We start from the raw sequence: 21,879 nt of genomic DNA on the forward strand, positions 1-21,879 counted from the left end.
TTTCGGTATCAACAAAAATGCCGTCGATGATATAACCAAGAGATACCGTCCGATATGTGAACAACAATCTTCGATTGTGACAAACCATGCAACGCAACTGCATCTCCCATACTTTTTAATAAAGGCTCAATCAATGATTTCGTTAAGACCAATGCAGGAAGATGAGTTTTTAAATTTTCTCGAATATTTTATTCCTGACTATGCATCCGAGATCGCCTCTAACTACCGGCTTTCCGATAATGAAGCGATTGCACAAGCGCAGCTAGAAATAGAATCGACTTACCTGACGGCATTAATACGGACGGTCACGTCTTGCTGTGCATAGTCGATCCGACTGAAAGCTCTGAAAAAGTTATCGGGTACTTATGGTACGAGCAGGATCCGGAGATGCACATTGCATTCATTAGCGATTTTTACATCTTTTCTGCATATCAGGGGCAAGGTCTTGGTAAACGGGCTTTAGAGGTTCTTGAAAACGAGCTAAAAGGCAAAGGTTTTCAACAAATAAAGCTGAGAGTGGCTGACAATAATAAACGAGCCAGACATGTTTATGAAGTCATGGGCTTTCAAGTTACCGGAATCAATATGAGTAAACCGCTCATTTCTCGGTAAACTTAGGGTGTCATTCAGTTCGAATACTAAAATATAGATATGAAATTTTAGGGGGCCTAGATAGCCGATGCAATCTAGGAAATCCCATTTTAAAGTTTGTAACTTATTGATTTAATGTTTTTTTTACGATGGGTAATTATTTTTATTAATTTTTCACATTAGCCATGAAAAGTATTTTTATTTGATTTGTTAGATGAGCATAATATTTCACGATCATGGGCTAAGTAGGGGAAGATCTTCATATGTATATAGTTATTATCTTATCAACAGCATTGATAAGGATAGTTTGCCAATATTTTTTTAGATTTTAATGTACTAGATCGGTTTGTTGCCCAAGCGATAATAATTAAAGAGGCTTTCGCCCCTTTAATTATTACTTCAATCCAGTTAGCACCAATGTTATCATCATAATTATTACTGTTATTATTAATACTTTTTTTACTATTTCACCATTTGTTTTGATTGCGTGGATACTACCTATATGATTGCCTAATAAGCTCGCAATTATCATTGGAATACCTATAACAAATGCCATATTCCCAGATATTGCAAATGCAATAAATGCACCTATGTTTGAGGAGAAGTTAAAGATTTTTGAAGTGGCAGATGCTTTAAGTAAATCTAAATTGTTAATTAAATAAAGGCATATTATAAAAATACTACCCGTTCCCGGTCCAAAAAATCCATCATAAAAACCCACAATAAAACAAGTCATAAAAACGATAAAGACAGATTTTTTAACTTGAGATTTAATTTCGTTTTTTGAAGATAGTTTTCCTTTAAAAAAGGCAGCTAACAAACCTAACGGAAGCATTCCTATTATTATATAAGTAATAATGTGGCTTGGGAGATAAATTACAGCTCTGGCTCCTATATATGCGCCTAAAAGAGAAGATATTATCCCTGCGGGAATAATGCTCCATATAATGGATTTATTTTTCAGGAAATTTTTAATTGCAGCTATTGTACCAACAGTACTGACTAGTTTTTCTTGCCCCAAAGCAAGATGTGGAGGAAGTCCTACTAGCATAAATGATGGTATTAATATGAGCCCTGCACCACCTGCAATGGAATCGATATACCCCGCCACAAATGAAGCAATTACTAAAATAAATATCCCCAAATAGAGATACTCAGAAATTAAACTATTTTCAATAAACATTTATTATCCTATAACTTTCAAATGATGATTGCATTTTTCACTAAGAAAGAATGACTTTTCTGGTTTGTTGTAAAGAGAGAATAGTCTTAATAACCATCTATCATTACCATCAAAACGAGGTTGAAATGCATTTCTTGTATGAAATATTCTTTGGTTATTAAATATGATAACCTGCCCTGGATTTAATGATAAGTTAATCCATTTTTGTTTATCCATTGAAGATATTCTTAATTTATCCAGTGCTTCTTTATTTTCTTTCCTTTCTGAAAAAACATTATGATAATCAAATCTAGAATAATATTTACCGTTATATTCATTTATTAATGGTAAATTATTTACTATCTGCGAGTTGCCTTCAAATGAATCAGGCCTTTTCACTGTATAATTATCTTCTTTTAAGAAATTTATATCCTTTTGTGATAGATCTGTTAGGACATCATCAAGTTTTATAATGCTTGTGAAAACATTGTCTTCTTTTTTAAGACATAATAATGATAAGGTTTCTGGGCATGGTGTGTTCTTAATAGAATCACCTTTTATCATTAGATCTGGATTATCGACATGTGGGAAAAAATCATGAAAATAGCCATGTGAGCTAACTTGATTTTTTGCACTTTTTTGGGGACAACGTTTCTTATTAGTCTTCCATTATTTTCTCCTTGATAAACAACGGGATACAAACCAATTTCAATATTGAGTTTAATAAGAGAAAGGATTGATTTTTTAATTTCCTCTTCTTCGATATATCCTGTTTTTGTTGGTGTTTCAGGTAAAAATTCATCAACCTCGATATCACCAATAAAATAATCATATTCATTCAATTTATTTTTGTTCATTGAGCATGAGATAGAGTTATTTTTATTTTCCAGTTGATCTATTGATAAACTATATAGTTCATTGTTATCCATTCGCAGTTACCTTTATCACTATCATTAAATATGTTCATAATAAAAAATTAACATTGCAATAATAACTGTACCACCATTTAACTTTCATTAAAATGTTTTTACAATTAAATTTATTTAATGAAAATGCCATGGTAAAATTAATTGAATAACTCATTAAAAACAATCAGTTATTAAATGATTTGTTTATTTTGTGTTGGTGTTTTTTATTTTTATTCAAAATACATAAAAATAAATCATTATATTTGTGAATGTATTTGATTGTAAATCATGCTTCATATGTTCATAAATAATTTCACAAAATTACAGGAAAATGGAAAAATATTACGGCTGAAAGAAAGGACATGCAGTAAGTGCTTTGAGGAGTTTTTGTATTTTTAGACGTGGCAGGAAGATCATATTTTGGGATGATAATATTTTTTATGCTCAAGGAAAAATTAATAGAATGAATAATGAAAAGCAATTTAGGCAATATAATATATAGGCTCGAATGACTGCTTCATAATAGATAATTGATGAATTGTTTGCCGTACACATGTTAGGGCTTTCAGTTCATGGATAGTTAGGCTGTGTCCCTTACTTATTTAACCTCCTGTAAAAAAGCCGAATGTAGCCTAATTTCGCCATCGATAAATAATTTTATGCTGTTTTTTCATAACGGGTGGCAATACGTCGATTGCCTTTAAGAAAACAGAAGCAGCGTTCCACAACGTTGCGGTCACGATAAGCCTGTTTATCAAATTGCGCCCGGTCATTTAAGTTGCCTTTTTCATGGTTTTTATAAGGAATGACGCGTCTAATTCCCAATTTACGCAGATAACTGCGGAGTTTCGTTTCCCACTCGAATATCGAATAGCCCTTATTTACCAATATCGCTTTGCCACGCCGTTTCATGAAACCATTTTTGCGTTGTATACCCACACCATCAAGCAAAGGGATAGTAGATTGGCTTTCATGAGCCTGTCCAGCCGTCAACATGATGTTGAGGAGGGGCCAGTAGCCAAGTGGATTTTGGTGTCATAATCACCGCGTGAGCGACTCAGCGCATGGTCGCCAGCGATATCAGGGTGTTTTTTTCGCGCCAACTACATCTTTATTGGCGTGAATATTGCTGCTATCCAGACAAATTTCAGACCAGTCAATTAAGCCTTTTTCATCGAGAATGGATAATAATCGATCAAAGACTTTGTTGATAATTCCTGATTTTAACCAGCGGTTGAACTGATTATAAACCGTTTTCCAGGGGCTATAATGTTAAGGTAAATCGCGCCATGGAGCCCCTGAACAGAGAACCCCAAATATCCCGTCCATCACACGTCGGTGTTCAACATGGGGACGTCTTGCATGCTCTGAATACATGGGTGATAAATACGATTCTATCAATATCCATACATCCATACGTCATCAAGAATATCATAACGAGCCATTATCTTTTTTCAATGATGAACCTAATTGGATGATAATGCTATCAATTTATATTAAGGGACAACCTAGCATATCTTAATGAGATGCTTTTGTGCCAATGATTTTGTTTCTATATTTATTATTGTTGATGGTTTTCGAGATATTTTTATAACATCCAGAATGTTAAAGTATTTAATTGAATCGGGTGGGAATAGCTTTTCATTGACTCGCTTAGCAGTAGCTTCATCAACAAATTCAACATTACAATTAAGTCCTTGATAAGCATGTAAAATGTTATTAAAATCATTTGTTTCATCCGTTTTTTCAAGAGTTCCCACATAGTATATGCAACCAGTAGAGGCTAGCATGCTCATTACATTTTCAACTGCTCTTTTATCTATTAATAAAAGGTTCTCGAAATAAATTTTATTAAATTTACCCTTTTTTGTGATAAGTTCTAGGCGGGAAATTGAGACTTTTCTCATATCAAATAGATAGTGCGGTTCTATATTTGCATCGATATCAATTGTTATATATTCATCCTTGCTATGATTGTGCGGGAATATACCACTTTGGTCTAATTTTTTAGTAATATTATCCATGTCTGTCATCCCATATTTTTTGCCACAGCCGATAATCAAATTACGGCGATTAATTTTCTCTGCTAAATGACGGCGATTGATTTTCATTGTTGCAATCTCCAAATGGTGTTAGGAAAAAAATAATATTTGTTGACTTTCTTCAATAAATCAAACACCGAACTTATGAAATTTTACTTTGTTTATTGATTGTTTAGGGATTTTGATTTTTAATGGATCCCAACCAACTTTTTTTAAGTTGAAATGATTAAGGAACAAGAATTTTTTACTGATATTATCCTTTGAAATAGTCTGCAACCATTCCTATGTTTGGAGTGGTTTGCAGACAATTTCAAGAAGAAGAAGGCGTTTTTTTGATTTTTTAAATAAAATCTCAGTGATAATAAAAAATGAAACTAATTTAGAAACTAACTGATCAATCAGGATCATATTTAGTTATTATTTTCGTCCCGTAAGTTTCTTGAGTGAAAAATAACTTTGTTTCTCCACCTGCAAAAAATTGAGTCACAATAAGCCTTCTTTCATTTTCCCAATTGAAATTAACACTTATGCATTCAATCTCACACTTGAATTCTAGATTTTTATTTTCAATTATTTTTTCTGGCAACGTTTCATTGTTAATATTAAATTTTTCTCTATATTTTAAGTAGGAATTTACGATATTCATTCCTCTAAAAAAGCATCCTGTCATAGATTCATATCCCAGAAGTTCTTCTGGCTGGATTTCTATATTTTTGCATAAAGTATCACCATGCTCCATATTATTATAGTTATCTTTCACTAAGGCATTAAAGGATCTCATAGTCATATTTTGAGCTTCTGAATTGGATTTAAATACATCTTGCTCACTGCGCTCATCTGGTAAAGCAAAATAAAAAATTGCTCTATCATTATTGATGAACATAATTGTATCATCAATAATGTTAAACTCTGAAAACTCAGATTCACATGAGTCGTCATTATCTAACGTGAGCACTGTATAGGTAGTACTATCTATATTTATAGAGTATTTGGCTAAGAAATGACGATAAAAATCAACTGTTTTATCACTCATCCAAATCTCTATTGGCGTTTTCTTTTTAGCAATGTATTTATATTTGCATGCATTTGTAATGTTTACATACCCATCAGTAAAGAAAATATTTTTCCCTAAAAATGTTTTCTTTACTTTTTCTAATTCGGAAGAAGAATTGTAATCTGTTATTACATTTGAGAAGTAGGGGCCTTTCCATGTAATATACCTAAATTCATGTTCCAAATTCACTTCATGCGCAAAAGATTTAAAGAAGCTTAATAATAACGAGAGTGTAATAAATACTGTGATTTTATACATTGCTTTTCCTTGAAAAATTGATTTTTATTCTAATAGCAAAACTAATTATTTTATACTTACTCAATGGCATAAATTTGGAAATATTACTTAATTTATCCTCAATTTCTTAATTTTATTATTTTTAATAATTTTTACTTAAACTTAAAAGTTTTAGTGCTTCATTTTCAAATTTACTTCTGTTCACTTTTTATCCCCAAAAATACATAGCTTTATAATTTATTTGTCTTTTTCTCATATTTTATCGGATTATGCTATTTTTCTTTAATTCCTTGGAATTACCAAATAACTGATGAGATTAAAATTTCAACGTACCAACTTTTAACCTCTTGTTGTTCATTTTGATACTTTTTCATCCCTAGAATCCTCTGCCAAAAGCTCGTCTATAATTTATTCACCTTCAACGTTAAACAAGGAAAACCTGATGACTATGTTGAAACAGAGGCAACTTATGATTATTCGTGCACTGAATGATCAAAATCACCAGATGCAACCTATTAGTGAAGAAAAATTTCGGTTCCTTGGGGGCACGTTTGGGCGGGATCAATTGGCTGATGACATTAATTATTTAATAAAAATAGGATTAGTTAACCATGATGCCATGTATTTTGATATTGATGGCGGTTATAGCTTTAATCTGGATGCGATGGTGCTTACTGCCGCGGGGGCTGATTATGTCAATATGGATGAAATCGGTCATGAAACTGGTGCTATAACCATTAAAATTCATAAGGATAGGCTTGAGCAATTTGGAACGGTAATTAATGAAACCAATTTGTCAGATACTGAAAAGAAAAAAATCTTACAATTGATAAATGAACAAGGCATTGAATCAATTGTCGGTCAATGTGTTGATACTGTATTTTCCAATGCCAAATTAGCGGCTCCGGTTTTGTCTGAAGTGGCTAAAAAAGTATTGTAGTGTTGAACAATCTTGCTCAAAGCATGCGTTATGCTTGGATACGATTTTTAAGGCAAGCGATACCGAGGTGAAAAATGTCTTCTGTCTACGTCTAGTTTTGTTAGCGTCGATAGTATGCCAGAGTATTGCTTGCTGTTTCTATAGGCTGGGTATTGTTACATAGTGTGATTCTTTTCACGCTTTGCATTCGAATGGCACAAAACTAAGAAATATTCCTAGATCAATTAAGAACCAGGCTCAAGCCAATCCTCTCTCTATTTCCTACACTGCCTAGTAATAAAAATACTTACGAATACTTTCGCTATCTTGCGATCTGCCTTTTTTATTTTTCACCTGCTTCAAAAGGCCTGTCTTCTCGTGATTATCTAAGGATTTCACATGTTTAAAATTCTAGAACAAATTCGTAAACCTACGCTGGATCTTCCAGTGGAAGTACGTCGGAAAATGTGGTTCAAACCTTTTATCCAGTCGTATCTGGTCGTTTTTATTGGCTATATGGCAATGTATCTGGTGCGTAAAAACTTCAACATAGCCCAGAACGATATGATCTCGACTTATGGTTTGTCGATGACTCAGTTGGGGTTAATTGGGTTGGGTTTTTCTATCACTTACGGAATTGGTAAAACCGTTGTTGCCTATTATGCAGATGGCAGAAATACCAAGCAATTCCTGCCATTTATGCTGATTTTATCCGGCATTGCCATGTTGGGTTTCAGTATGAGCATGGGGAACTCCAGTATCAGTGTATTCCTGATGGTGGCCTGTTATGCGCTGAGCGGCTTTTTCCAAAGCATCGGCGGGCCGGCCAGCTATTCCACCATTACGAAATGGACACCGCGCAATAAACGTGGCACTTACCTCGGGCTATGGAATATGTCCCATAACGTTGGTGGGGCAGGTGCGGCAGGGGTCGCTCTCTTTGGTGCGAACTATTTCTTTGATGGGCATGTGGTAGGAATGTTTATTTTTCCTTCTATTATTGCCTTGATTATCGGCTTTATTGGATTGCGTTATGGTAGCGACTCGCCTGAAAGCTATGGTTTGGGTAAAGTCGAAGAGTTGTTTAATGAACCTGTCAGTGAAGAAGATAGTGCGACAGAAGAAAATCAAATGACCAAGAAAGACATCTTTGTTGAATATGTCTTGAAAAATAAAGTCATTTGGTTACTTTGCTTTGCCAATATTTTTCTGTATATCGTGCGTATTGGTATCGACCAATGGTCAACGGTATATGCGTATCAAGAGCTGGGGCAGTCAAAAGAAACGGCGATTACTGGCTTTACGATGTTCGAAATTGGTGCACTGGTGGGAACCTTGATGTGGGGATATTTGTCAGATTTGGCAAATGGTCGCCGGGCATTGGTTGCTTGTATTTCATTGGCATTGATTATTGTCTGCCTTGAGTTCTATCAGAATGCAACCAGTGAATTCATGTACTTAGGATCTTTGTTTGTGCTTGGTTTCTTGGTTTTTGGCCCACAATTATTGATTGGTGTGGCTGCCGTTGGCTTTGTACCGAAAAAAGCGATCAGTGTCGCAGATGGTGTTAAGGGAACATTCGCTTATTTAATTGGTGATAGTTTTGCCAAGCTTGGTTTGGGCATGATTGCTGATGGCGTACCAATTTTTGGTTTGACTGGCTGGAAAGGAACGTTTGTTGCCCTTGATGTTTCAGCTTTCGTTTGTCTTATTCTGCTTGCTTTTGTTGCGATTGCAGAAGAGAGAAAGATCCGAAAACAGAAAAATGTATTAGTGAAGATTTAACAATAAACTGATGCTGTTGGGTGTTCCTCAGCAGCATCAATGAGCCGCTTCTGTCTCCATCTCCCATCTCTTGCGAAGCCCTGTCAATAAGAGTAATTTAGTCCTTTCTTCCCATTCGATAAAAATAATGATGATTAAAGTAGCATTAGTTGATGATCATGTGATCGTGCGTTCAGGATTTGCCCAACTTCTGAATTTAGAGCCGGATATTGAAGTCGTGGGGGAATTTGGTTCATGTGCTGAGGCCAGACAAGGATTGCCGGGATCTGGTGCAACTGTTTGTATTCTTGATATCTCGATGAAAGATGAAAGTGGGTTGTCACTATTGCAAGATCTTCCTTCGGGCATTACCTGCATTATGCTGAGCGTGCATGATTCCGCCACTATGGTAGAAAACGCGTTGAAAGCAGGGGCTCGTGGTTATTTGAGTAAACGTTGCAGCCCAGATGAGTTGCTTCAGGCAGTACGCACAACGGCAAACAATGGTTGTTATCTCACCCCCGATATTGTGCACAAGCTGACATCATCAAAAAACAATCCAGTATCATTGGATCATCTGACTAAACGTGAGCGGCAAGTGAGCGAAATGCTTGCCAGCGGCATGGATGTCAAAGCTGTGGCGGCTGAATTGGGCTTGAGTCATAAAACTGTACATGTTCATCGTGCCAATGCGATGAGCAAATTAGGGGTAACGAATAACGTTGGTTTGGCAAATTATTTTACTGCTGGTGAGCTTTGATGTGTTGAGAGCTGCAAGATTTGTATGCTCAGTATGAATGGAGTTGCACTCTGCCGCCAATAGCCCCCAGTCCTGCATAGCCTGCCAGCGCCCGGTGGATATTCGCACCATATTATCGGGCATGGTCAGAAAGGAATGGGGACTAAGACGTATGACCTATTTTACCTGCCACTGTGTCGAACATGTACATTGTTAGCGTGAACGGTACAACGTATTAAACCATATTATCTGGGCGAAACCGTCCGTCCCGTGGCGAAGTCAGAATAATGAAAGCCTGCGAATATATTTCCCGGCAACGAAACGCATTATTTTTGCCGAACGTTATCAAGGGCCATATCATCCGAAAGGCGATATCGTGATCGATCCCTTTATGGGGTTTCGAGACAACACTGAAAGCGGCGTTAAAATTAAATCACCGCGTTTTGGGTATTGAACTGGAAGAGGAACGGTTTAAACAGACTGAATGAGAGATAAGTGAAATATTTTCTGTCAGCAGTAAGCTTTGACTTTACAACTTAAAAGATGGGCTGCGATATAGATTCATTAGGTTTAATGGTTAATTGTAGGGCATTAAAACGTATTAATATCTACAGCACGTACTGTATTAAAATAAGAACCTAGCTTAAATATTATTAATTGGCTAATTAGAAGTAGGATGAAAAGAATCTTTTTAACGAATAATAAAGTGAGGGATTTATGCCTGACGTTAATAAGCCAGAAAATAACGATAAAAAATGAACAGGCACGAGGTTAATCTATATAGAAGAGTATGATGAAGACGAATGGGTGTCATGGTTTCCTAATCAAAAAGACATGGTGGCGTGCGATTGGGAGATATATGTCACTGATAAAAAATAAATAAATTTATTTCATTTATTTGTTAAGGCCGCTTATTGTGGCCTTTTCCAAATTTGCCGAGGGCGTTCAGTATTTTGTGTCACGATAATTTAGCCGTTTATAACGTTATCACATCATCCAGACGCCCTTCAAAGTAAATACACAGTTGAGACAGCGTCAGGTTCCAGCTTTGAATTGGCATCGTCCACTTTTCCTGGGCATTGAGAAGCCCCAGATAAAGCAGTTTGAGCAAATTGTTTTCATTCAGGAACACGCCAGTATTAATCCAACACAACCAACCACTTTAATAACCAGAAGAAATATGTATATGTCTTTTAAGTTGCAGCACGATTATTGACTGATCGGTACAATATGTATATAACATAAATATAGATTGTGTTAATTTTTGAGGAAAGTATGAGCGGGAGACCAAGAGAATTTGATGATGAAACAGTAATAGAGGCCGCGATGCAAGTTTTCTGGTCAAACGGATATGAAGGAAGCTCCGCACAGAAACTTTGTGAGAAAACAGGGCTTGGAAAGGGTAGTTTATATAATGCATATGGTAGTAAACAGAAGCTTTATGAGAAGGCTTTATTGAGATATCAGCAGCTTGGTCTGGAAATGCAATTGGAAATATTAAATGGACCAGGATCTGCAAAAGAGAGGCTACGCGCTCTTTTGTTATGGGGTATAGAAGGCGATCTCAATGATAAAGAGCGCCGTAGTTGCATGGCTCTGTTTGCGGTAATGGAAAGAGGCAGTAAAGACCCTGCTATCGGCAAAATAACTCAGGCCTATATAAAAAGACTTGAGCATGCTTTGCACAGTGTTTTTTTGTCTGGTAAAGACAGTGGCGAAATAACAAATGAACAATCGGTCTCTGAGTTAGCCAGGGCATTCTTGAGTAGCTATTACGGACTAAGAATAATAGGCCAATCAATCAGGGATCGCTCTTTCTTGCTTGACATAATGGAGGGAACCTTGGCCAAAATATAAAAAACTTAAATATTTGCCCGATTTTGTACCGATCGTTAAAGTTTTATAGGAGAAAAACGTGTTTTTTTGCCTGGTAAATATAATGGCGAAATAACAAATGAACAATCGGCCTCTGAGTTAATCAGGACATTCTTGAGTAGCTATTACGGACTAAGAATAATAGGCCAATCAATCAGGAATCGCTCTTTCTTGCTTGACATAATGGAAGGGGCTTTAGAAAAAATATTAAACATTTACCCTATTTTGTACCGATCGTTAAAATTTTATAGGAGAAAACTATGCCTCTTGTTGTGTATATCTTGGGGGTAACAATATTTTCAATAACCACATCCGAATTTATGGTTGCTGGCATGATGCCATCGCTAACAGAAGCGTTGGGGATTTCCGTGGCTCAAGTCGGCTACTTAATATCTTTATACGCGACAGGCATGGTCATAGGTGGCCCCGTATTGACGACTATTTTGCTTAAACTGAGAGTCTCAAATAAAAATGCGTTGCTTTGGTTGCTGGTTTTTTATGCTATCGCTCAATCTTGTGCCGCTTCATCTGACACCTATGAAGTAATGTCAATGGCGCGTATCGCTACAGGCGTAGCTGGTGCTGCATGTTTTGGTATGGCACTCGCTATTTGCGGAGATGTCGTTGATAGCAATTCAAGAGGTCGAGCGGCCTCAATTGTTGTCGCCGGGATGATGCTTGCCACGGTTCTTGGGGTCCCAATTGCCACCATGGTCGATCAATATATCAATTGGCGTGCCAGCTTTTGGTTAGTGGTTATTTTAACTTTGTTGAGTGCATTGCTCATAACGGCACTAGTCCCCAAAGCCAAGAAAGATGAAGAAGTCAGTCTTACAACCGAGTTGGAAGAGTTTGGAAATAAGCACCTCTGGGCAGCATATGCAACTAGCGGTCTCATAATTGGAGCCACATTTGCAGCATTTAGCTATTTTGCTCCAATACTGATTCAGGTATCTGGTTTTTCTACTTCCTCAATTCCATGGATTATCGGGGCATATGGCATTGCAAACGTCATTGGCAACTCAATTGCCGGTCGATTCGCTGATCGGCACACGATGTCAATCCTATTTTTTGGACTGATTTTTTTAGGGATCGCACTCGCTTTACTTGCATCCTGGATGACCAACCAGACTCTAACCTTAATCCTTGTTCTAGTTATTGGATTTGTCGGAATTCCTATGAATCCAGCGATGATCGCCAGGGTTATGAAGACAGCAAAACATGCAGGCCCACTCGTCAACACCGTACACACATCAATCATTAATATAGGGCTTGGCGTTGGGTCATGGCTGGGTGGTTTTGGGATTGTTGCCGGGCATGGACTCACCTCTCCGTTATGGGTTGGTGTTGGGCTGGCTGTTTTAGGACTCTTGAGCCTACTCCCATATTTCAATCGTACTAAACAGGCTCTTGTTTTCGGTGGTCAATGATATTTTCGGCAAATATCAATAACTGATTAATTTAACGTTTCAAGAAAGGTTAATATGACAGTTCACACTTCAAAAAAATTAACAGGCAAGGTTGCTTTGGTAACAGGCGGTTCCAGAGGAATTGGCTGCGCAATTGTGGAAAAACTCGCACTTGATGGAGTTTCATTTATTGGTATTCATTACGCTGGACAAGCCGAAGCAGCAGAAGAGGCTGTCAGAAAAGCTCAAAGTTTTGGCTCTCAGGCAGTGGCGCTAAGCAGACTTCTCGAAAGATGGCAGAAATGCAAGTGTCGAATTGTGGGACTATTTCCATGAAGTGCTTAAATCCAATGGGTACAGCCACTTTGATATTCTGATTAATTGTGCCGGCATCGCTCCTTTGGCAACCCTATCTGAAACCAATGAAGATCTATACAGGGAAGTGTTTTCTATAAATCTGGATGCTACGTTTTTCTTAATCCAATCTGCCTCCCCTTATATTCGAGATGGAGGGAGAATAATAAATTTATCCTCCACGCTAACAAGGATTGCGGCCCCTACAAGAGCGATCTACGCAGCGTCTAAAGGTGCTATTAATGCACTTACACTAGCTCTTGCCCCAGAATATGGGGCAAGAAATATAACTGTAAATGCTATTGCTCCCGGAGTAGTGGATACGGACATGAATGCTGGATGGCTCAACGATAAAGATGCGCGTAATCAAGCGGAAAGCCTTTCATTTTTCAACCGTGTTGGCACGCCTAACGATGTAGCATCACTTGTATCATTATTCGAAGGAATCCCATTCTGCTCCAATTCAGCCACCCTCATAACAGCTCTACGTTTCTACATGGAAAATACGATTCTTCCTATAACTATATTTACCGCCAAATTTGACACCAACGGTGCAACAATAGCGGGCAAGTGCTGCCTGCGTGTGGTCGCTTTTCTATGTTATAGTAGGCTATGTGCAATGCTCTTCAGCTCAAATTTTCACGATTTAAAGGGAGCCTGATAATCCCAAAATAGTCTGACTCCCTCAAAAGCACGAAAATGAGCAAAACAAAAATCCAAATAATTCCGTGCAATAGTCAGGTGTGGTGGAGAGCTAGCGTGTTATCTGGGAATTTTTCTTTTTATGCGCCGTTATCTACTTAATTCTTTCTGTGGTTGGTTGTTGTTTTCTTGCTGGTGGTTTTGTTTATGGGTAATTGCCTATTATTTTCTCAATGATTCCGAACTGGCTATCTTATTTTTTCCCTTTGCTTTACGTCTTGGTATTGCATTGCATATTCCAAAGATCTATTGGCCGACGATTTACGGGGCTGAATGTGGGCTAACCATCTGTTTGGCATTATTAATGGGGCAACCACAATGGTTGACGGTATTAGCCGCCAGTATTGCCAGTCTGCCCATTGTATGGTTTGCCAGCCATTATTATTGTGGTGCGCAATGGCAGCGATTTGCTGTCATGATGGGCGTTATTTTGGCAAGTGCCATGATTAATGTTGTGGCAGTCAGTAATCATAATACAACCCTGCTCATTGCATTTTTAGTGAGTCTAACTGGCGGTGTTATGGTGGTTCCCCTGTGCTATCTAGTGTGGCACTACTTATTCCAGAATATTTGGCATCCTTTAACTGCCAACCTTGTAGCATATCGGGTTCACTTTCGTCTCCGCCATATTTTTCTCTATATTTTACTGTTTTTGCTTAATATTTTTCTTCAAGTCGGATATCCCAATGAACTGCGCTATTTTGCGCCGTTTTGCCTGGCTATCCCCATTATTTTGCTGGCTTTTCGCTATGGCTGGCATGGTGCTGTGCTCGGCACGTTGCTAAATAGTATTGCCTTGATTGCGGCTCGCAGCGGCGTTTCAAATATGGAGATAACAGATTTATTGTTGTCACTTTTGGTTCAGACAATAACCGGGATCATGCTTGGCATGGCTGTTCAGCGCCAACGGGATCTCAATACGCAGTTAAAGCGTCAGCTATACCGTAATCACAGTTTATCCCGCCAATTGGTGAAAGCCGAAGAATCCGTGAGGCGAGAAATTGCCCGGGAATTGCATGATGAAATTGGTCAAAATATTACGGCTATCCGAACGCAGGCTAATATTATTCAACGCGTAGAGGCTGCACCAATAACGTCCAATTGTGCAAAAACCATCGAATCATTATCCCTTAATGTTTATGATACGACGAAAGGCTTGCTTAGCCGGCTGCGCCCGAAACTTCTTGATGATCTTGGCCTGAAAGAAGCCATCGAACAATTACTGCGGGATATGGAATTTGAAGCTCAGAGGATCTCGGTGGAAATATTTTGGGCAGATAATTCGGCTGTGATAATTGAACAATTGAGTGATACTACCAAAATAACGTTATATCGCCTTTGTCAGGAAGCACTGAATAATGCCTTGAAATATTCTCAGGCAGATCATATTGAATTGCATTTTTCTGTTAAGGGAATGATTCATTTGTCGATTAAAGATAATGGCATTGGCTGTAAGGCTGAAGATCATATGAAGGGATTTGGCTTGCGTGGTATGCGAGAGCGTGTACAGGCTCTCGGTGGCAAGTTCTTGGTTGATAATGGAAAAAAACATAACGAAAAAACGGATAACGAAAAACGACAGTATGATTTGGCTAATGCCGGAACCTATTTATCGATCATTTTGCCCAAACTTTAAGACGAACCATGACATTTTTTCCTCAATCTAAATCAGCTTATCATCGCCATTTATCTGATGGAGAAATTAAAGAGCAATATCGTTACTGGCGTTTGCATATCATGCTTAGCCTCTATATCGGATATGCGCTGTTTTACTTTACCCGCAAAAGTTTTAACTATGCGATGCCAGCCATGATAACCGATCTTGGCCTTGATAAAGGTAATATTGGCCTTATCGGGACTTTATTTTATATCACTTACGGTTGTTCTAAATTTCTCTCCGGCATCATTTCAGATAGCTCTAATCCCCGTTATTTTATGGGCATTGGCTTAATTGCCACTGGAGTTATTAATATTTTCTTCGGATTATCCAGCTCAATCGCGATGTTTACCTTTCTTTGGGTATTAAATGCGTGGTTTCAGGGATGGGGATCACCGTCATGTGCCAAATTGCTCACCTCTTGGTATTCCCGTTCAGAGCGCGGATTTTGGTGGTCATTGTGGAATACTTCGCACCATGTCGGGAGTGCTTTGGTTGCATTGCTGGTGAGTTTTTTAACACTGCACTTTAGCTGGCGTGAAGGATTTATTGTGCCAGGTTGTCTGGGGATTTTAGCGGGGCTGTTTTTATGCTACCGACTGCGCGATAAACCCGCCACGATGGGATTGCCGACGATTGGTCAATATCGTAATGATAATCTGGAGAAGATGCAGGAAAGTGAAGGGCAGGGGTTAACAACCAAAGAAATTTTGAAAATTTATGTTTTCCGCAATAAGTATATTTGGCTGCTTTCTTTGAGTTATGTACTGGTTTATATCGTCCGCACAGTCATTAACGATTGGGGCAATCTTTATCTGACGGAATATCATCATTATGATTTGGTAAGTGCCAACGCAGTATTATCTCTTTTTGAGGTTGGCGGGTTTATGGGGTCTTTGGTGGCAGGTTGGGGATCAGACAGATTGTTTGGCGGTAACCGGGGGCCAATGAACCTAATCTTCGCCATGGGAATTTTTTTGTCAGTGGCCGCATTATGGTTGATGCCGGTCACTGATCTGGTTTTTCAATCAATCGGTTTTTTCACGATAGGCTTTTTTGTTTTTGGCCCGCAGTTGTTGATTGGTATGGCAGTCGCGGAATGCTCACATAAAGATGCGGCGGGAGCGGCTACCGGGTTTGTCGGTCTGTTTGCCTATACTGGCGCGGCTCTTGCGGGTTACCCGGTTGCCATTATTTTGAATAATTACCATTGGACAGGGTTGTTTATTGCGATTTCTATCTGCTCAGTCATGATTGGGTTATTGTTGCTCCCATTCCTGCAAGCTCAGTTTCCTAAAGAGAGAATGCAGGATTAATGGGTAAATTGCCTGTTTATGTGGGAGTAAGAGCATCGGGTTTGATAATGATAAAGAAATTGTTTTCATAGAGTTGTATTTTGGCTTAAATTTCGCTTAAGCCATTCCTCTTTGGTGATTTCCCATGTTTCACTATCATACGTTCCTGAAACGTATTCTTTTTCTTCTACTTTTATTATTCTGGCTCCCTGAATCAATGATATTTTCCTGGAGCCTTGATTAATACAGGCTTTTGGCGTTCTGAGAACTGGCATATTGAGAGTGTTGAACCAATAATCAGTAACTTTCTCACAGGCTTCGCGCATAAACCCTTGGCCTTGGTATTCTAACGATAACCAGAAACCGCGGTTGTTATTTGGCTTATCATACAACCCAATGATACCAATGAACTCGTCAGGATTATTTTTCAATCGCATAGACCAGATCCAGGCTTTTCCTGATTGCATGGCGGGGTAAGCTACATTATTGACAAAATGCTCAGCACCATCAGCAGGATAAGGCCAAGGAACAGCGTTGCTATCCAGATATTTGACAATTTCCCAATGAGGGAATTTTTGCTGGATGTGAGGCGCATCGTCATAAGCGAGTTTTTTAAGTAGAAGTCGTTTGGTTTCTAAATTCTCAAAATGCATTTTATTCTCACTTTATTGGTTATTTTTTAATACGAAAATAAGCTGGAAACAGAAAGGGAGTCAATTCAATTTTGGCAAATAATGGGATAAGGCAGGTTTCAAAAACATGGTATAGTATGCCCCTGTTTTTCCTATCCAGCGGTATGTTATGTCTTATCAATGTCCTTTATGCCACTCTCCATTATCGTTTACTCACAATCAATGGTGTTGCAACAATAATCACCAATTTGATCGTGCAAAAGAAGGGTATGTCAATTTGTTGCCCGTTCAACACAAACGCTCAAAAGAGCCGGGTGATAGTGCGGAGATGATGCAAGCAAGAAGGGCGTTTCTGCATTCTGGCCATTATCGTGCTCTACAACAAAAATCCATTGATTTACTTAACGAATATTTGCCAAAAAATGCTGAGGTGCTACTGGATATTGGTTGTGGTGAAGGTTATTACACCGCAGCAATACAGGAACAGTTAAGTCTTCAGCGAAATTTGGCAGTCTATGGTTTAGACGTGGCAAAAGTAGCTGTTCGTTATGCGGCTAAACGGTATTCCAAGGTCAATTTTTGTGTGGCATCCAGTCACCGATTGCCATTTGCAGATAGCTCTCTGGATGGTATTTTGCGAATTTATGCGCCTTGCAAAGCAACGGAATTGGCCCGAGTGGTGAAACCTCATGGCATTGTTTTAACTGTGACCCCCGGCCCACGGCATTTATATCAATTAAAGGAATTGATATATCAAGAAGTGCATTTGCACCCTGAAAATCAGGAACAATGGGAAGGGTTTGAATTGATTTCAGCAGAGACACTGTCTTATCCCATGTTATTGGATGGTGAACAAGCCTATAATTTATTGCAGATGACACCTTTTGCGTGGCGTGCGTCAGAAGAAATTAAAGCTAAGTTGCTAACGGAAACACAATTTAATTGTGAAGCAGATTTTATGTTGAAGATATATCAACGTATAGGGGAATCATAATTATAGAAAGGGCGTTTTGTGTGTATTAATAATTTAGCTTACATAGGTAACAGGGTGATAATAAATACGCACAAAACGTTATTGGTATATTTTTATAATTACATCTTATTTAGAATATGGTTTATATGCTTATCACCTTCTTCACTGAAATCCGGAAGATATGCGTTCATTATTCTTACTCGATGACTGCTTTTCAAATAAGCGTACATACTATTAATAGCAATTTCAACTTTATTTATTTCAAACCCACTTGAACTTATTTCCTCCAGTTTTCCACCAGTATTTGGATCAAATGCAAATAAACTTCCTTTATTCCAAAAAACAAGGCCAACATGATTTAAATACTTTTTATTCGGTGATGAGTATAGTGTAGCCATATCATGATGATAGAGTGAATCGAGGTGGATTTCTGCGGTTTCTTGGTAAGTCATAGTGGCTAATAATAAAAGGGCGCAGCCTTCTTCAGGAAATACATTTTTTATAAATCCATAGCCTCGTAACGGGTTATTTTGTGTCTTTTTTTGTATAAAAATCATATCAATATTAAAGTGAAATTGTTCCCTAGATAATGCATTCACTCCACTTTGACAGATTATTTCTGAATGTTTTTTTGCTATATCGAATATTCTTTGTATTGATGGATATTTAAATTTTTTGGTATCCATAAAATAACCCATAAAATTTTGCGATAAATTGCAATCGGATTGATAAATTTCATCCATTATTTTTTTTAATAAATATATAGAAATTGCACTGCAAAAACCAGCATTAGGGCCAAAAGAGCAATTGTTAATAATCTCATTGTTTCTTAATTTTTCAATATAATGGTTTTGGCTAAAGAAGAAATAATTACTCATAATCCGATTTCTCTCTAATTCACTAATTCAGTATATTTTTGATAAAATTTCAGATGTTTATTCATCTTAGTTAATAAAATAAAATTTACCTACTGCATTTTAGGTGATTTTTTAATGCCTTCTTTTTTTATTCTTTGTGTTTTTTAAATCGTTTTATCAATCTGATTTTTCCCAATGATTTCTAAAAAAATAAGGTTAACTAAAAGTTATAGGTCCCTAATAAAAACTCATTGTTAAATAAAGCTTTACCAAAGTAACTTGATTCTTTACTGCTGTTAAACAGCAATAGTGAAGGTTCTGGTCAACTGACGTGAGGTGAAATAATGATTTTAGATGCCAGTTATACGTTATTAGTGGCATGTTTAGCGTTGCTAATTGGTATGTTTGTAGTGAAGTATACTCCTTTCTTGCAAAAAAACCATATTCCAGAAGCCGTTATTGGTGGGTTTATTGTTGCGATTATTCTATTAATTGTTGATAAGATAATAGGGTATACATTTATATTTGATACGTCATTACAAAAATTATTAATGATTAGCTTCTTTTCTTCTATTGGGTTAAGTTCTGATTTTTCTCGTTTGATAAAAGGGGGAAAACCACTTGTATTATTGACTATCGCCGTCACAATTCTGATTGCCATCCAAAATGCTGTCGGTATAAGTATGGCTGTAATGATGAATGAAAGTCCGTTTATTGGTTTAATTGCAGGTTCTATCACATTAACGGGAGGTCACGGTAATGCCGGTGCGTGGGGGCCTATTTTAGCCGACAAATATGGTGTGACAGGCGCAGTTGAGTTAGCCATGGCCTGTGCGACCATGGGATTGGTGTTAGGGGGCTTAATCGGTGGGCCTGTTGCAAGGCACCTATTGAAAAAAGTCGCAATACCCAAAGCAACGGAGCAAGAACGCGATACGGTTGTTGAGGTTTTTGAACAACCCAATGTTAAAAGAAAAATTAATGCCAATAATGTGATAGAAACCATCTCAATGATGATCATCTGCATTGTTGTGGGCGGTTATGTTAGTGCTTTATTTAAAGATACCATCTTTCAAATGCCAACTTTCGTATGGTGTTTATTTATCGGGATCATTATTCGCAATGTATTGACGCATGTATTTAAACACGAAGTTTTTGAGCCAACGGTGGATGTTTTAGGAAGCGTAGCCTTATCACTCTTTCTGGCGATGGCATTAATGTCATTGAAGTTTGGTCAACTGGCCAGCATGGCGGGCCCAGTGTTAATCATCATTGCTGTACAGGCCGTTGTTATGGTGTTATTTGCTTGCTTTGTGACATTCAAAATGATGGGCAAAGATTATGATGCGGTCGTTATTAGTGCGGGGCATTGTGGTTTTGGCATGGGGGCTACGCCAACCGCGATTGCGAATATGCAAACGGTAACTAAAACATTTGCACCGTCACATAAAGCTTTTCTTATTGTACCCATGGTTGGTGCCTTTATTGTTGATATTTCAAACAGTATTCTAATTAAAATCTTTATCGAAATTAGCACTTATTTTACTTAGTCTTATCGCTATATCTGATCAGTGGCTTGCTCATTTAACAAAATTTATGAGAAAGCCACTGAATTTTATCTATTTATTTCTTTAAAGATTCGTCACAAATCGTCTTTTTGTAAACTATTTGGTGACTGAGTTATCTGATTGTTATCATTTTTTTAGGTAAAATGCTTTCTAAAAAGAATAACAACTTGCAGACTACTAAAAATGAAATTAAGGCATCTCGATATTTTTTATGCTGTTATGACTTGCGGTTCATTAACCCGCGCGGCGGAAGTTTTACACATATCCCAACCTGCTGCCAGTAAGGCGCTTAAGCTTGCTGAGCAACAATTAGGTCTTGCTTTATTTCAACGTATTAGAGGGAAATTATTACCCACGGATGAAGCATTGCTTCTGTTTGATGAGGCAAAAGATATTTACCGAAATTTAGATCGGCTAAGAATTCTTGCGCAAAATTTAGCTAAGAACCCGCAAGGGAAACTGGCAATTGGTTGCTTGCCTAGCTTAGGCTTGAATTTAGTGCCGGAAGTCACCGCACAGTTCATTAAAAAACATCCGAATATAAAATTAACCATTGGTACACATCATACGGTCGATATTTTACAATTATTAACGCAACAAGATTTAGATATCGGCATTGGTTTCAATTTGGCGATTGAAGGTGGTATTACGGTTCTGCCAATCGCCGAAATTCCGCTTGTGTATATCGATAACAAAAAAAAGCAATCTCCTGTTTCATTAGCTGATATTGATAGAGAGCGTTGGATTCATCCTGGTTCAGATTCTCTTGTGCAATTATTGCAACGACACCATGAACTTCCGGCGTCCAATATCAGTGTTCATACTAACCATATGGCTGCGGAGTTTGTGCAGGCAGGGTTAGGATGCAGTATCACGGATATCTTTTCCGCTGAACATACCTTGCCTGAATTCATGATCTACCCCTTAAAAGAAGACTTACGTTTAGCTGTTTCCGTTTTTCATCGGGCTGACAAACCCTTAACTAAGGCAGCTCAAAACTATGTCAATACGTTGTCACTGACACTCAAGAAGAGGAATAAGCTAGTTAACCAAAAGTTATACTTTGGCAATGAAAACTCAATTGATTAGTTAACCTATTCGCCGTTAAATAGTGACTCTCCAGTTATTATTGGTTGCGGAT

General features: G+C 37.7%; 20 protein-coding genes and 5 pseudogenes. 16 read left to right on the forward strand and 9 right to left on the reverse strand.

The genetic code is table 11. The annotated features are described in order from the left end of the window. Positions 1–133 precede the first annotated feature (133 nt). A pseudogene (locus FE392_RS12295) lies at positions 134–612 on the forward strand (GNAT family N-acetyltransferase). Between the two features lie 373 nt (positions 613–985). Here the strand turns inward: FE392_RS12295 and FE392_RS12300 are convergent. The 6 genes and pseudogenes from FE392_RS12300 to FE392_RS12325 all read right to left on the reverse strand — a co-directional run bounded on the left by FE392_RS12300 (position 986) and on the right by FE392_RS12325 (position 6,015). Then, positions 986–1,774, reverse strand: coding sequence for a sulfite exporter TauE/SafE family protein (locus FE392_RS12300; RefSeq protein WP_319930518.1), 789 nt, complete (start codon positions 1,772–1,774; stop codon positions 986–988). Positions 1,775–1,777: 3 nt separating this feature from the next. Next, positions 1,778–2,317 carry a TauD/TfdA family dioxygenase gene (locus FE392_RS12305; RefSeq protein ID WP_319930519.1) on the reverse strand — a complete coding sequence of 180 codons (540 nt, stop codon included), beginning with the start codon at positions 2,315–2,317 and terminating at the stop codon, positions 1,778–1,780. Beyond that, positions 2,317–2,682, reverse strand: a complete 366-nt coding sequence (locus tag FE392_RS12310; RefSeq protein ID WP_319930520.1) for a hypothetical protein — start codon at positions 2,680–2,682, stop codon at positions 2,317–2,319. Before FE392_RS12310 ends, FE392_RS12305 begins: the two co-directional genes overlap by 1 nt. 573 nt (positions 2,683–3,255) lie before the next feature. Next, positions 3,256–4,106: pseudogene (locus FE392_RS12315) on the reverse strand (IS5 family transposase). A gap of 63 nt (positions 4,107–4,169) precedes the next feature. After that, entirely contained in the window at positions 4,170–4,772 is a 603-nt protein-coding gene (locus tag FE392_RS12320; RefSeq protein ID WP_319930521.1) for a hypothetical protein, read from the reverse strand. A gap of 325 nt (positions 4,773–5,097) precedes the next feature. Continuing rightward, the gene (locus tag FE392_RS12325) at positions 5,098–6,015 is read right to left on the reverse strand and encodes a hypothetical protein (RefSeq protein ID WP_319930522.1); all 918 of its coding nucleotides are present in this window, start codon (positions 6,013–6,015) and stop codon (positions 5,098–5,100) included. A gap of 421 nt (positions 6,016–6,436) precedes the next feature. Between FE392_RS12325 and FE392_RS12330 the strand changes: the two genes are divergently transcribed. The 6 genes and pseudogenes from FE392_RS12330 (at position 6,437) to FE392_RS21280 (ending at position 10,295) form a co-directional block, all read left to right on the forward strand. Further along, positions 6,437–6,934, forward strand: a complete 498-nt coding sequence (locus tag FE392_RS12330) for a hypothetical protein (protein ID WP_319930523.1) — start codon at positions 6,437–6,439, stop codon at positions 6,932–6,934. Positions 6,935–7,312: 378 nt separating this feature from the next. Further along, positions 7,313–8,698, forward strand: coding sequence for a hexose-6-phosphate:phosphate antiporter UhpT (gene uhpT, locus FE392_RS12335; protein ID WP_319930524.1), 1,386 nt, complete (start codon positions 7,313–7,315; stop codon positions 8,696–8,698). Positions 8,699–8,828: 130 nt separating this feature from the next. Then, complete coding sequence (uhpA, locus tag FE392_RS12340; RefSeq protein WP_319930629.1) at positions 8,829–9,437, forward strand: response regulator transcription factor UhpA; 609 nt, start codon at positions 8,829–8,831, stop codon at positions 9,435–9,437. 97 nt (positions 9,438–9,534) lie between these two features. After that, positions 9,535–9,617, forward strand: a pseudogene (locus tag FE392_RS12345) (DUF968 domain-containing protein); the annotation flags it as partial. A 16-nt stretch (positions 9,618–9,633) separates the two neighbouring features. Then, a pseudogene (locus FE392_RS12350) lies at positions 9,634–9,789 on the forward strand (site-specific DNA-methyltransferase); the annotation flags it as partial. A 407-nt stretch (positions 9,790–10,196) separates the two neighbouring features. After that, complete coding sequence (locus FE392_RS21280) at positions 10,197–10,295, forward strand: Thoeris anti-defense Tad2 family protein (protein ID WP_369292871.1); 99 nt, start codon at positions 10,197–10,199, stop codon at positions 10,293–10,295. 97 nt (positions 10,296–10,392) lie between these two features. Here FE392_RS21280 and FE392_RS12355 read toward each other — a convergent pair. Next, positions 10,393–10,551: pseudogene (locus FE392_RS12355) on the reverse strand (IS256 family transposase); the annotation flags it as partial. Positions 10,552–10,691: 140 nt separating this feature from the next. On the opposite strand from FE392_RS12355, the gene FE392_RS12360 reads away from it, so the two are divergent. The 6 genes from FE392_RS12360 to FE392_RS12385 all read left to right on the forward strand — a co-directional run bounded on the left by FE392_RS12360 (position 10,692) and on the right by FE392_RS12385 (position 16,729). Beyond that, positions 10,692–11,273: a TetR/AcrR family transcriptional regulator gene (locus FE392_RS12360; protein ID WP_319930525.1), complete on the forward strand. Its 582-nt coding sequence runs from the start codon at positions 10,692–10,694 to the stop codon at positions 11,271–11,273. A 278-nt stretch (positions 11,274–11,551) separates the two neighbouring features. Continuing rightward, positions 11,552–12,721: an MFS transporter gene (locus FE392_RS12365; protein WP_319930526.1), complete on the forward strand. Its 1,170-nt coding sequence runs from the start codon at positions 11,552–11,554 to the stop codon at positions 12,719–12,721. Between the two features lie 54 nt (positions 12,722–12,775). Next, complete coding sequence (locus tag FE392_RS12370) at positions 12,776–13,036, forward strand: SDR family NAD(P)-dependent oxidoreductase (RefSeq protein WP_319930527.1); 261 nt, start codon at positions 12,776–12,778, stop codon at positions 13,034–13,036. After that, positions 13,017–13,715 (forward strand): SDR family NAD(P)-dependent oxidoreductase, encoded by a 699-nt coding sequence (locus FE392_RS12375; RefSeq protein WP_319930528.1) that lies wholly within the window; start codon positions 13,017–13,019, stop codon positions 13,713–13,715. Before FE392_RS12370 ends, FE392_RS12375 begins: the two co-directional genes overlap by 20 nt. 123 nt (positions 13,716–13,838) lie before the next feature. Then, positions 13,839–15,392 (forward strand): signal transduction histidine-protein kinase/phosphatase UhpB, encoded by a 1,554-nt coding sequence (gene uhpB / locus FE392_RS12380; RefSeq protein ID WP_319930529.1) that lies wholly within the window; start codon positions 13,839–13,841, stop codon positions 15,390–15,392. Between the two features lie 8 nt (positions 15,393–15,400). Continuing rightward, positions 15,401–16,729: an MFS transporter gene (locus tag FE392_RS12385; protein WP_319930530.1), complete on the forward strand. Its 1,329-nt coding sequence runs from the start codon at positions 15,401–15,403 to the stop codon at positions 16,727–16,729. 65 nt (positions 16,730–16,794) lie between these two features. Here FE392_RS12385 and FE392_RS12390 read toward each other — a convergent pair whose 3' ends face one another. After that, the gene (locus FE392_RS12390; protein WP_319930531.1) at positions 16,795–17,361 is read right to left on the reverse strand and encodes a GNAT family N-acetyltransferase; all 567 of its coding nucleotides are present in this window, start codon (positions 17,359–17,361) and stop codon (positions 16,795–16,797) included. A gap of 148 nt (positions 17,362–17,509) precedes the next feature. Between FE392_RS12390 and rlmA the strand changes: the two genes are divergently transcribed. Next, the gene (rlmA, locus tag FE392_RS12395) at positions 17,510–18,334 is read left to right on the forward strand and encodes a 23S rRNA (guanine(745)-N(1))-methyltransferase (protein ID WP_319930532.1); all 825 of its coding nucleotides are present in this window, start codon (positions 17,510–17,512) and stop codon (positions 18,332–18,334) included. Between the two features lie 98 nt (positions 18,335–18,432). Here the strand turns inward: rlmA and FE392_RS12400 are convergent, their stop codons facing one another. Then, complete coding sequence (locus FE392_RS12400; protein WP_319930533.1) at positions 18,433–19,191, reverse strand: hypothetical protein; 759 nt, start codon at positions 19,189–19,191, stop codon at positions 18,433–18,435. 323 nt (positions 19,192–19,514) lie between these two features. On the opposite strand from FE392_RS12400, the gene gltS reads away from it, so the two are divergent. Further along, a complete protein-coding gene (gene gltS / locus FE392_RS12405; RefSeq protein ID WP_319930534.1) occupies positions 19,515–20,720 on the forward strand; it encodes a sodium/glutamate symporter in 1,206 nt (401 codons plus the stop codon). Positions 20,721–20,921: 201 nt separating this feature from the next. Further along, on the forward strand, positions 20,922–21,827 hold the full coding sequence (locus FE392_RS12410; RefSeq protein ID WP_319930535.1) for a LysR family transcriptional regulator: 906 nt from the start codon (positions 20,922–20,924) through the stop codon (positions 21,825–21,827). The last annotated feature ends 52 nt before the right edge of the window (positions 21,828–21,879 follow it).

It is taken from the genome of Xenorhabdus santafensis (assembly GCF_033949405.1).
GTDB lineage: Bacteria > Pseudomonadota > Gammaproteobacteria > Enterobacterales > Enterobacteriaceae > Xenorhabdus > Xenorhabdus santafensis.

What these genes read in the sequence shown, in the direction of transcription:
- FE392_RS12300 (WP_319930518.1), bottom strand. Translation starts at nt 1,774, where the DNA reads ATGTTTATTGAAAATAGTTTAATTTCTGAGTATCTCTATTTGGGGATA.
- FE392_RS12360 (WP_319930525.1), top strand. Translation starts at nt 10,692, where the DNA reads ATGAGCGGGAGACCAAGAGAATTTGATGATGAAACAGTAATAGAGGCC.
- FE392_RS12370 (WP_319930527.1), top strand. Translation starts at nt 12,776, where the DNA reads ATGACAGTTCACACTTCAAAAAAATTAACAGGCAAGGTTGCTTTGGTA.
- FE392_RS12385 (WP_319930530.1), top strand. Translation starts at nt 15,401, where the DNA reads ATGACATTTTTTCCTCAATCTAAATCAGCTTATCATCGCCATTTATCT.
- FE392_RS12390 (WP_319930531.1), bottom strand. Translation starts at nt 17,361, where the DNA reads ATGCATTTTGAGAATTTAGAAACCAAACGACTTCTACTTAAAAAACTC.
- rlmA (WP_319930532.1), top strand. Translation starts at nt 17,510, where the DNA reads ATGTCTTATCAATGTCCTTTATGCCACTCTCCATTATCGTTTACTCAC.
- FE392_RS12320 (WP_319930521.1), bottom strand. Translation starts at nt 4,772, where the DNA reads ATGAAAATCAATCGCCGTCATTTAGCAGAGAAAATTAATCGCCGTAAT.
- FE392_RS12330 (WP_319930523.1), top strand. Translation starts at nt 6,437, where the DNA reads ATGACTATGTTGAAACAGAGGCAACTTATGATTATTCGTGCACTGAAT.
- FE392_RS12305 (WP_319930519.1), bottom strand. Translation starts at nt 2,317, where the DNA reads ATGATAAAAGGTGATTCTATTAAGAACACACCATGCCCAGAAACCTTA.
- uhpB (WP_319930529.1), top strand. Translation starts at nt 13,839, where the DNA reads ATGCGCCGTTATCTACTTAATTCTTTCTGTGGTTGGTTGTTGTTTTCT.
- FE392_RS12325 (WP_319930522.1), bottom strand. Translation starts at nt 6,015, where the DNA reads ATGTATAAAATCACAGTATTTATTACACTCTCGTTATTATTAAGCTTC.
- gltS (WP_319930534.1), top strand. Translation starts at nt 19,515, where the DNA reads ATGATTTTAGATGCCAGTTATACGTTATTAGTGGCATGTTTAGCGTTG.
- FE392_RS12310 (WP_319930520.1), bottom strand. Translation starts at nt 2,682, where the DNA reads ATGGATAACAATGAACTATATAGTTTATCAATAGATCAACTGGAAAAT.
- FE392_RS12365 (WP_319930526.1), top strand. Translation starts at nt 11,552, where the DNA reads ATGCCTCTTGTTGTGTATATCTTGGGGGTAACAATATTTTCAATAACC.
- FE392_RS12400 (WP_319930533.1), bottom strand. Translation starts at nt 19,191, where the DNA reads ATGAGTAATTATTTCTTCTTTAGCCAAAACCATTATATTGAAAAATTA.
- FE392_RS12410 (WP_319930535.1), top strand. Translation starts at nt 20,922, where the DNA reads ATGAAATTAAGGCATCTCGATATTTTTTATGCTGTTATGACTTGCGGT.
- uhpA (WP_319930629.1), top strand. Translation starts at nt 8,829, where the DNA reads ATGATTAAAGTAGCATTAGTTGATGATCATGTGATCGTGCGTTCAGGA.
- uhpT (WP_319930524.1), top strand. Translation starts at nt 7,313, where the DNA reads ATGTTTAAAATTCTAGAACAAATTCGTAAACCTACGCTGGATCTTCCA.